Source organism: Cohnella baijiui, from assembly GCF_020731285.1.
Taxonomy (GTDB): Bacteria; Bacillota; Bacilli; order Paenibacillales; family Paenibacillaceae; genus Cohnella.
The window spans coordinates 428,263-436,756 of the sequence record NZ_JAJFOW010000001.1; the positions used below are offsets into that span (position 1 = coordinate 428,263).

Here is an 8,494-nt window from a genome sequence, read left to right on the forward strand (position 1 = left end):
CCACTCCTTTCTCCCGGCCGACGGCCTGTGTGCATTTCCGATCGGCGCTGAAAACCGTCCTTGTCCGATCGAATCCTCGCCTCCATCCTATGCCAAATCCGCCCCGATTATGTACGTGCTCGTCCGGTCGCCGCATGTTGCCGTTAGCCGATTTTCGCGCAAAACAAAAAAGAGACTGACGTAATCGGTCTCTTTTGTGGAATAGCTTATGGGGGTTTGGCTTAGTTCGAGGGCACCTGTTCCGCGTTCAGCAGCACCTTGCGGGACAGATTGACACGGCCCATCGCGTCGATCTCGGTGACCTTCACCTGCAGTTGGTCGCCGATCTTCAAGACGTCCTCCACTTTGGCTACGCGCTCGTTCGCCAATTGGGAGATGTGAACGAGGCCGTCTTTGCCGGGCAGGATTTCGACGAAGGCTCCGAATTTCTCGATGCGTTTGACGGTGCCGAGATAGATCTCGCCCACGACGACTTCGCGCACGATGCCTTCGATGATGGAGCGGGCTTTCTCGTTCGCAGCCGCGTCGGCGGAAGCGATATAGACCGTGCCGTCCTGCTCGATGTCGATCTTGACGCCGGTATCCTCGATGATCTTGTTGATGATCTTGCCGCCGGAGCCGATGACGTCGCGGATCTTGTCCGGATTGATGTGCATCGTAATGATTTTCGGCGCGTATTTGCTCAGTTCCTTGCGCGGCTCGGTCATCACTTCGAGCATTTTGCCGAGGATGAACATGCGGCCTTCCTTGGCTTGCTCGAGGGACTGGGTCAGGATGGAGCGGTCGATGCCGTCGATCTTGATGTCCATCTGGATCGCCGTGACGCCCTTCGACGTGCCCGCCACCTTAAAGTCCATGTCGCCGAGATGGTCTTCCATCCCTTGGATGTCGGTCAGGATGGTGAATTGTTCGCCGTCCTTGATGAGCCCCATCGCCACGCCCGCGACCGGCGCCTTGATCGGCACGCCTGCATCCATCATCGCCAGCGTGCTGGCGCAGATGCTCGCCTGGGACGTCGAGCCGTTCGATTCGAGCACTTCGGAAACGAGACGGATCGTATACGGGAACTCGGATTCCGGCGGGATGACCTTCAGCAGCGCGCGTTCGCCGAGCGCTCCGTGGCCGATTTCGCGACGTCCCGGCGCGCGCAGCGGGCGCGCTTCGCCGACGGAGAACGGCGGGAAATTGTAGTGGTGCATGAACCGCTTGGACTCTTCGAGGCCGATGCCGTCGAGGATCTGAACGTCGCCCAGCGGACCGAGCGTACAGACGCTCAGCGCCTGCGTCTGGCCACGGGTGAACAGGCCGGAGCCGTGCGTGCGCGGCAGCAGCGACACTTCGCCGGAGATCGGGCGGATCTCGCTCGGCTTGCGCCCGTCGGGACGGACTTTGTCGTGCGTGATCAGGCGGCGAACTTCGTTCTTGACGATGTCGTACAGCACTTCTTTGACGTCCGCGAGCTTCTCCGGAGTATCTGCGTACTGGGTCGTGAAATGTTCGACGGTCTCGGCGTTGATCGCGTCGATCGCATCCTGGCGCGCATGCTTCTCTTCGATACGGACGGCTTCGACCAAGCGCGCTTGCGCGTAGGCGACCACGTCGCGTTCCACGTCTTCGTCGACGGCGTGCAGCTTCACTTCCATCTTCGGCTGTCCCGCGGACGCCACGAGCTTGTCGATCGTGTCGACGATCTTCTTGATTTCGTCATGGCCGAACATGATCGCTTCGAGCACGTCGGCTTCCGGCACCTCGTCGGCTTCGGCTTCGACCATCATGATCGCGTCGCGCGTACCGGCGACGACCACGTACATATCGCTCTTCTCTTCCTGCTCAACCGTCGGATTTACGATGAACTGACCGTCGATGCGGCCGACGATCACACCGCCGATCGGTCCGTTAAACGGCACGTTCGAGACGGACAGCGCAGCCGAGGTGCCGATCATCGCGGCGATCTCCGGCGAGCAATCCTGGTCGACGCTCATGACCATGTTGACGATTTGAACGTCGTTGCGGAACCCTTCCGGGAACAGCGGACGGATCGGGCGGTCCGTCAGGCGGCTGGCCAGGATGGCTTTCTCGCTCGGACGTCCTTCCCGTTTGATGAATCCGCCCGGGATCTTGCCGACGGCATACAGCTTCTCTTCATAGTTGACCGTCAACGGGAAAAAATCGAGATCTTTCGGTCCCGGCGATGCGGTAACCGTGGACAGCACGACGGTGTCGCCGTAACGGACGACGACGGCGCCGCTGGCTTGCTTCGCCAGCTTGCCGGTCTCGAGCGCGAACGGACGGCCGCCCAATTGCATTTCAACGCGATGTTCCATGGCAAATCCCTCCTCTAAGTCGGACTTATGTACTTTCGACGCTATTCCCATTATTTCCTGCCTGACGGCTGCTTAGGCAGCGGATTCCGTCCGATTCGGCGATTACGGGGGTCGAGGACAGTACGGAAAAAAGCAACCCGGCGCCGGCGGGACCGATTCCCGTGCGGCAAGGCCAGGTTGCTTTCCGGTGGTGCGAATTAACGACGAAGGCCGAGCTTCTCGATCAGCGCGCTGTACCGTTTGACGTCCTTGTTCTTCAGGTATGCCAACAGCTTGCGGCGTTGGCCGACCATCTTGAGCAGGCCGCGACGGGAGTGGTGGTCTTTCTTGTGCGCCCGGAAGTGGTTCGTCAAGTTGTTGATGTTCTCCGTGAGGATAGCGATTTGGACTTCCGGGGATCCGGTGTCCGCTGCGTGGGTCTTGTGCAGCTCGATCAACTCTTGCTTGCGTTCTTGGGTCAATGCCATCCTATTCACCTCCAATAATCGTTAGTCTGACGAATCGCCGTTGGCCGAGCCGGCGCCGGTGAATGCGCGAGGCCAAGCCAAGGTTCATGTCGCCGCGAATCGGCGCGTGCCGTCTTCGCAACGAGATCTAGTATAGCACAGATGGGCGGGCGGTTACAATCCCATCCCCCGTTCACCGGTGGCGTTTACCCGCGTTCATCGGCCAGCACCGACGAGAGTGCGGCGCGGGCTTCGTCGGCGTCCCGTCCGATTTGCGCTTTCAGCTCGTCGAACGAAGCGAACTTCGTCTCCGGTCGGAGAAAGCCGCGGAATCGGACGGTCAGCTCGCGGTCGTACAGATCGCCTTCGTAATCGAACAAATGCGTCTCGAGCTTCGGCAGGCCGCCGGGCGCGTCGAACGTGGGCCGAAGCCCGACGTTAATGACGCCTTTTTGCGGCTCGGACGCTCCGGGGACACCGTGAACCGTCACGGCATAGACGCCGTGGCGCGGCAGCACGTACGGAACGTCCGGCTTCATGTTCGCAGTCGGGAACCCGAGCAGCCGCCCCCGCGCATCGCCATGCACGACGACGCCGGTAATCGCGTACGGCCGGCCCAGCAGCTGCGCCGCTTCGTCGCATTTGCCTTCGGCCAGCATCTCGCGGATGCGCGTGCTGCTCACCTTGGCGCCGTTGCGGAATACCGGTTCGACGACTTCGACGTCGATCGCGCCGCCGCCCGCCGAGCGCAGCAGCTCCGCGTCGCCGCTGCCCCGATGCCCGAACTTGAAGTCGAATCCGACGACCGCGGTCCGGACGCCCAGCGGGAGGAGCAGCTCGCTGACGAAACGCTCCGCGGACACCTCGGCGAACCCGTGGTCGAACGACACGACGTAGGCGACTTCCATCCCGAGCGAAGCGAGCAGCGCAAGCTTGTCCTCGAGCGGCGTCAGTACGGTATGATAGCCGTCCTGGCCAAGAATGGTGCGCGGGTGCGGATCGAACGTCAGCACGGCCGGCTTCAGCCCCCGGCTTTTGGCGAGCGCGACTGCGCGTCCCACGACTTCGGCGTGCCCGAGATGGACCCCGTCGAAAAAGCCGATGGCGAGCGATAGTCCTTCCGGCTTCGCGGCGCCCTGCGCGAGCGCGGTCTGGCCGGATACGATAGCATGCGATAATTCGTAACGTTCCACCTGCTGTAGCCCCCTGCACTTTTCGGACTACCGGTCTTCCCTCTCCCGACCGTCATCCGGATGGAATACTTTGACGGCGCGTAGGACGCCCCGCTCCCGCTCGGCTTCGAACAACCCCAGGAAGACGCCGTCTTCCCGATACAGCCGCCACAGTCCCGGGCGGTCCGGCTGCGGCTCCAGGTCGCGAAACGCGACAGGCTTGCCTTGCAGCGCGTGGAGCGGCGCGGCGCCGGACGCGACCGTTCGCGGCGTTGCGCTAAGCAGCGTGTCGGCTGGAATGAACCGGTCCGCGAGCGATCCTTCGCGCTGCAGCTCCGCGATCGCTTCGAGCGTTAGGCTGTCGGACTCGCCCAGGCCCGCGCTCTCGACGCGGCGAAGCTCGGCCATCGCCGCCGGCACGCCCAGCTTGCGCCCGATATCCGCGCAAAGCGTGCGAATGTACGTGCCTTTGGAGCAGCGAACGACGAATCGAACCTCGGGCTGCGGAAGCGGCGCTTCGATCTCCCGAATCCGGATGTCGTGGATCGTCACCGGGCGCGCTTTTCGTTCGATCGTGACGCCTTCCCTGGCGAGCTCGTACAGCCGCTTGCCGTCGACCTTGACGGCCGACACCATCGGAGGTACCTGCTCGATGTCCCCGACGAAGGAGAGAACGGCCTCCGAGATGGCCGAAGCATCCAGATGGCTCGCGTCCCGCTCTTCGACGACCCGGCCCGTCAGATCCTCCGTATCGGTGGCGACGCCGAGCCTCAGCGTCGCTTCGTACGTCTTGGGCATCTCTTGCAAATATTCGACCATTCGGGTCGCGCGGCCGACGCAGATCGGCAGCACGCCGGTGACGGCTGGATCCAGCGTCCCGGTATGCCCGATCCGCTTCACGCCGATGATGCGGCGCACTTTGGCGACGACGTCGTGGGACGTCCATCCCGCCGGCTTCCAGACGGCGAGCACTCCTTCGGGCGTCGGCCCTTTCGAGCTGTGACTCATACTTGATCCAACGCCTCCCGAATTGCCTCGACCGCCTGCGAGATCGCTTCCGGGAGCGGAGCGGCCACGCGACAGCCGGCGGCGCGAATGTGGCCGCCGCCGCCGAACCGCTGCGCGACGGCGGCGACGTTCACGCGTCCCGCCGAGCGCATGCTGATCTTGACGGCGCCGTCGCCAACCTGCTTGAACAACAGGCCGACCTCGACGCCCTCGATGTTCCGCGGATAATTGACGAGACCTTCGAGGTCTTCGCTTTGCGCGCCTGTCTCCTGCATGTCCTCCGGCGTCACCCACAGCCAGCCGATGCGCTGGTCGGGGCTGAACGTCAGCCGTGCAAGCGCCCGCTGCACCAGCAGCATCTGCGGCATCGTCATCCGCTCCAGCAGCAGCTCCGCCAGCTCCGGCCCGTTCACGCCGAGGGCGACGAGCTTGGAGGCGATCGCGAGCACCAGCGGACTGGTGTTCGAATAGCGGAAGCCGCCGGTATCCGTCAGCATCCCGGTATAGAGGGCGGTCGCCGCGTCTGCGTCCAGTTCGACCGGAGAGGCTTCGAGCAGCTCGTACAAGATTTCGGCGGTGGCCGCCGCGTCGAAGCGGAGCAGGTTCGCCGCGCCGAAGGCGTCGTTCGTCGGATGATGATCGATGTTGAGCAGCTCCGCATCCGGAGCAAACAGGTCTTTAGCTCCGCCTACGCGGGAAAAGTCCGCGCAGTCGACGGCGATGATCGATTGATAAGTGCGGTCGGGCTTGCCCGACGCGAGCGTGCGAATCCGATCGCTCCCCCACAGATAGCCCAATCGGGAAGGCACCGGCCCGTCGTTGTACATCGTATGCGTTTTGCCTAGCCGTTCCAGCAGCCAGCCGATCGCGATCGTCGAGCTGATCGCGTCGCCGTCCGGCTGAACGTGGGACACGACAAGAAAGTCGTCGCGCTCGCGGATGAACCGGAGGGCCGACGCCAACTGCTCCGCCCACGAGGAGAGGGCGGCGTCTCCGCCGCCCGCTGCCTTCGTCAAAGGGACGTTTCCTTTCGGTGCGCTCATGCGTTCGGCGCTCCCCGGTTGATCTCTTGCAGCAGCGCCTCGATATGGCTGCCGTACTCGATCGAGCTGTCGAATCGGAATTCGATCTCCGGCGTATGCCTGAGCCGCATCCGGCGGCCCAGCTCCGAGCGGAGGAAGCCCTTCGCCTTGCCCAGGGCATGGAGGGTCGCTTCCCGCTGCTCTTCGCTGCCGAGGATGCTCAGGTACACCCGAGCCAGCGACAGATCGTTCGTGACATCCACGCCCGTGACCGTGATGAATCCGATGCGGGGATCCTTCAGCTCCGTCTGAATGAGGGAGCTGATCTCCTTCTTGATCTGTTCGCCGACCCGGCCGACGCGGAATTTAGCCATTTCCGTTCACCTCGTTTATGCTGGCCTCGAGAACGGATTAGCGCTCGACCGACTCCATGACGAACGCTTCGATGACGTCGCCTTGCTGAATGTCGTTGTACTTCTCGAGCGTAATGCCGCACTCGTAGCCTTCCGTAACTTCTTTCGCGTCATCCTTGAACCGCTTGAGGGAGTCGATCTTGCCTTCGTAGACGACGACCCCGCCGCGGACGAGACGCACTTCGGCGTTGCGGGTGACTTTGCCGTCCGTGACCATGCAGCCGGCGATCGTGCCGACTTTGCTGACCTTGAACGTCTCGCGCACTTCCGCGTGGCCGATGATCTTTTCCTTGAACACCGGATCCAGCATGCCCTTCATCGCCTGCTCGATCTCTTCGATCACCTTGTAGATGATGCGGTGCAGGCGGACGTCGACCTTCTCCTGTTCGGCCGTCGCAGCCGCGCGAGGCTCCGGACGGACGTTGAAGCCGATGACGATCGCCGCCGAAGCGAGCGCGAGCGAAATGTCCGACTCGGTGATCGCGCCGACGCCGCTGTGGATCGTCTTGACGCGGACGCCTTCGATATCGATCTTCTCGAGCGAGCCCTTGAGCGCTTCGAGCGAGCCCTGCACGTCGGCCTTCAGAATGACGTTCAGGTCCTTGATCTCGCCTTCCTTGATCTTGTTGAACAGATCGTCCAGCGTGACCTTTTGGTTCGACTTCATCGTTTCCTGGCGCGTCTTGATCGCGCGCTTGTCGGCGATTTCGCGCGCCTTGCGCTCGTCTTCGAACACCATGAACGGATCGCCGGCTTGCGGCACTTCGGTGAGACCCGTGATCTCGACCGGCGTGGAAGGTCCGGCTTCCTTGACGCGGCGTCCGCGGTCGTTCGTCATCGCGCGGATCCGGCCGAAGCAGTCGCCCGCAACGAAGGCATCGCCGACCTTAAGCGTGCCGTTTTGGACGAGGATGCGGGCGATCGGGCCTTTGCCCTTGTCGAGCTCGGCTTCGATGACCGTACCGCGCGCCCGTTTGTCCGGGTTCGCCTTGTAGTCGTTCACTTCGGATACGAGCAGGATCATCTCGAGCAGGCCGTCCAGGTTGATGCGCTGCTTGGCCGACAGCTCGACGAAGATCGTATCGCCGCCCCAGGACTCTTGGACGAGACCGTATTCGGTCAGCTCTTGCTTGACCTTGTCCGGGTTCGCGCCCGGCTTGTCGATCTTGTTCACCGCGACGATGATCGGCACGTTCGCGGCTTTGGCATGGTTGATCGCTTCGACCGTTTGCGGCATGACGCCGTCGTCGGCCGCGACGACGAGAATCGTAATATCGGTCACCTGGGCGCCCCGTGCGCGCATCGTCGTGAACGCTTCGTGGCCCGGGGTATCCAGGAACGTGATCTTCTTGCCGTGCACTTCGACTTGGTAGGCGCCGATATGCTGGGTGATGCCGCCGGCTTCGCCGCTCGCGACCTGCGTTTCGCGGATCGCGTCCAGCAGCGTCGTTTTCCCGTGGTCGACGTGACCCATGATCGTCACGACCGGCGGACGGCTGATGAGCGCAGTTTCGTCGTCGTTCTCCTCGATCGTCTCGAAGTTCGTGTCCTCGACGACGATTTTGACTTCGGTCTCGACGTTGAACTCGCCCGCGACGAGCAGGATCGTATCGAGATCGAGGTCCTGGTTGATGGTCGCCATGACGCCCATCATGAACAGCTTCTTAATGACTTCAGCCGCGTCCTTGTGCAGCAGCTTGGCGAGGTCGCCGACCGTCATTTCGCCGCGGACGATGATCTTCTTCGGCGTGTTGTCGATCTTCTCGCGCGGAGGCAGGTTGTTGCGACCCTTGGCGTTTTTGCCGCCTTTGCCTTTGCGCGGGCCGCCCCGGTTATTTTCATCGAACCGTCTGCCGAAGTCGTCCTTGCGCTTCGCGCCGCCGTTGTTGCGGTTGAAATCGCCGCCTTCGCGGGAACCGCCGCGGTTGTCGCCGCGACCCGGACCGCCCGGGCGCGCGCCGCCGCCTTGGCCGCCGCGACCCGTTTGCACCGGCGCCGGCGCGGGAGCGGGACCGCGTCCGCCGCCGAAGCCGCCGCCCTGCGGACGGTTGCCCTGGTATCCGCCGCCGCCTTGGCCTTGCGGACGGTTGCCTTGGTAGCCGCCGCCGC

At 63.2% G+C, this 8,494-nt stretch carries 7 protein-coding genes; all 7 read right to left on the reverse strand.

The window, feature by feature from the left end:
* Positions 1–221: 221 nt before the first annotated feature.
* Positions 222–2,324, reverse strand: coding sequence for a polyribonucleotide nucleotidyltransferase (gene pnp, locus LKX83_RS01915; protein ID WP_227880328.1), 2,103 nt, complete (start codon positions 2,322–2,324; stop codon positions 222–224).
* A 197-nt stretch (positions 2,325–2,521) separates the two neighbouring features.
* Positions 2,522–2,791, reverse strand: a complete 270-nt coding sequence (rpsO, locus tag LKX83_RS01920) for a 30S ribosomal protein S15 (protein ID WP_227880329.1) — start codon at positions 2,789–2,791, stop codon at positions 2,522–2,524.
* A gap of 185 nt (positions 2,792–2,976) precedes the next feature.
* Positions 2,977–3,963, reverse strand: coding sequence for a bifunctional riboflavin kinase/FAD synthetase (locus LKX83_RS01925; RefSeq protein WP_227880330.1), 987 nt, complete (start codon positions 3,961–3,963; stop codon positions 2,977–2,979).
* 27 nt (positions 3,964–3,990) lie between these two features.
* Positions 3,991–4,950 carry a tRNA pseudouridine(55) synthase TruB gene (truB, locus tag LKX83_RS01930; RefSeq protein WP_227880331.1) on the reverse strand — a complete coding sequence of 320 codons (960 nt, stop codon included), beginning with the start codon at positions 4,948–4,950 and terminating at the stop codon, positions 3,991–3,993.
* Positions 4,947–5,993, reverse strand: coding sequence for a DHH family phosphoesterase (locus LKX83_RS01935; RefSeq protein WP_227880332.1), 1,047 nt, complete (start codon positions 5,991–5,993; stop codon positions 4,947–4,949). Before LKX83_RS01935 ends, truB begins: the two co-directional genes overlap by 4 nt.
* On the reverse strand, positions 5,990–6,346 hold the full coding sequence (gene rbfA / locus LKX83_RS01940; RefSeq protein WP_227880333.1) for a 30S ribosome-binding factor RbfA: 357 nt from the start codon (positions 6,344–6,346) through the stop codon (positions 5,990–5,992). The genes LKX83_RS01935 and rbfA overlap by 4 nt, the downstream gene beginning before the upstream one ends.
* Before the next feature lie 37 nt (positions 6,347–6,383).
* Positions 6,384–8,494, reverse strand: a 2,111-nt coding sequence (gene infB / locus LKX83_RS01945; protein WP_227880334.1) for a translation initiation factor IF-2, incomplete at its 5' end; no start/stop codon positions are given.

Excerpts from the sequence above, each read along its gene's own strand:
- LKX83_RS01935 (WP_227880332.1), bottom strand. The coding sequence starts at position 5,993 with ATGAGCGCACCGAAAGGAAACGTCCCTTTGACGAAGGCAGCGGGCGGC.
- pnp (WP_227880328.1), bottom strand. The coding sequence starts at position 2,324 with ATGGAACATCGCGTTGAAATGCAATTGGGCGGCCGTCCGTTCGCGCTC.
- rpsO (WP_227880329.1), bottom strand. The coding sequence starts at position 2,791 with ATGGCATTGACCCAAGAACGCAAGCAAGAGTTGATCGAGCTGCACAAG.
- truB (WP_227880331.1), bottom strand. The coding sequence starts at position 4,950 with ATGAGTCACAGCTCGAAAGGGCCGACGCCCGAAGGAGTGCTCGCCGTC.
- rbfA (WP_227880333.1), bottom strand. The coding sequence starts at position 6,346 with ATGGCTAAATTCCGCGTCGGCCGGGTCGGCGAACAGATCAAGAAGGAG.